The sequence below is a fragment of the Secundilactobacillus similis DSM 23365 = JCM 2765 genome (assembly GCF_001311075.1).
Taxonomy (GTDB): domain Bacteria; phylum Bacillota; class Bacilli; order Lactobacillales; family Lactobacillaceae; genus Secundilactobacillus; species Secundilactobacillus similis.
Genome location: NZ_BBAD01000169.1, coordinates 1 through 1,142 on the forward strand (window position 1 = coordinate 1; position 1,142 = coordinate 1,142).

Genomic DNA, 1,142 nt, shown 5'->3' on the forward strand with positions numbered 1-1,142 from the left:
TTATCAACGAAAAGCATTTCGTGATTTAACATGGACGAGTCAAAGAATCAGTGGTTGGAATGAAAAGGAGGCACAAAATATGACTAAGACACAAGCATATATGGACAAGTATCAATTTACAGTTGCAGAAAACAAACGGTTTGCTCGAACAAATTTTACCAAGCTAGTACACACTAGTGCCCGCTTTGAAGGCGTAAATACCACTTTGCCGCAAACACAAACCATTATGGACGGCATGAGTGTGGCAGGCGTTCCTGTTGAAGATATTTTGACAATTGTTAACTTAAAGCGTGGGTGGCAATATATCACTGATCAAAATTCCTCCTTAACGTTAACCATGGAAAAACAAATTAACAAGATTGTGGCCGCGGAAGACGCCTTAGTACCAGGAGAATTACGGCAAGGAAAAGGAGGAGTTGATTTAGGCAGTGAAGACTTTTTTGAACCACCCTTAATTAACGAAAAACAAGAACAATCCTTTTTACAAAAAACTTTGGCTGATCCGCAAACAACGACCACTGATAAAGCATTGACTGTTATGTATCATAATATGCGCCAACAAATCTTTTGGGACGGGAACAAAAGGACGGCGACTTTAAGTGCTAATAAAATTATGATTGACGGTGGTGCAGGCTTAATCAATGTGCCGTTAGATAAGTGGGATCAATGGAACGAACTAATTGCCAATTATTATCGAACTAATGACATGGCTAAAATTAAACGGTGGACATATGACAATGGCATTCAAGGATTACAAATTAGAGCAAACTTAGAGCTTAAATCAGTTGAAGACGAAATTGGTAAAAGAATCCAAGAACAATTAAAAGATTTTGCGGATCAAAACCCAGAAATTAAGCCAAAAAATGATCCAGAAAATAAAAACGATCGGCCTAGTTATTAGGTTGATCGTTTTTGAGCTTATTCGGCTTATGGGCATTAACGTAATCGGCAAATGTTTTTAAAAGCTCTTCGGTTTGTTCAACCGAAAGGTTATCAGCTTGAAAGTATTTTTCTAGCAAAGCTCCTTTTTGAATTAATCGGCGAGAACGAGCTTTGCGGTCTTGCCGACTTTCATAATATTTAGATTGCCGTAATTTAAAATCTTCCCGCTCAATTTTTTGTTTTAAACGCGCTTGCTGCTC

At 37.9% G+C, this 1,142-nt stretch carries 2 protein-coding genes; one reads left to right on the forward strand and one right to left on the reverse strand.

The features are described 5' to 3' along the window. Positions 1-79 precede the first annotated feature (79 nt). Positions 80-901 carry a Fic family protein gene (locus JCM2765_RS16530; protein ID WP_054737617.1) on the forward strand — a complete coding sequence of 274 codons (822 nt, stop codon included), beginning with the start codon at positions 80-82 and terminating at the stop codon, positions 899-901. Here the strand turns inward: JCM2765_RS16530 and JCM2765_RS16535 are convergent. Next, positions 891-1,142: hypothetical protein (locus JCM2765_RS16535; RefSeq protein WP_054737619.1), on the reverse strand; the 252-nt coding region annotated here is incomplete at its 5' end. The genes JCM2765_RS16530 and JCM2765_RS16535 overlap by 11 nt on opposite strands.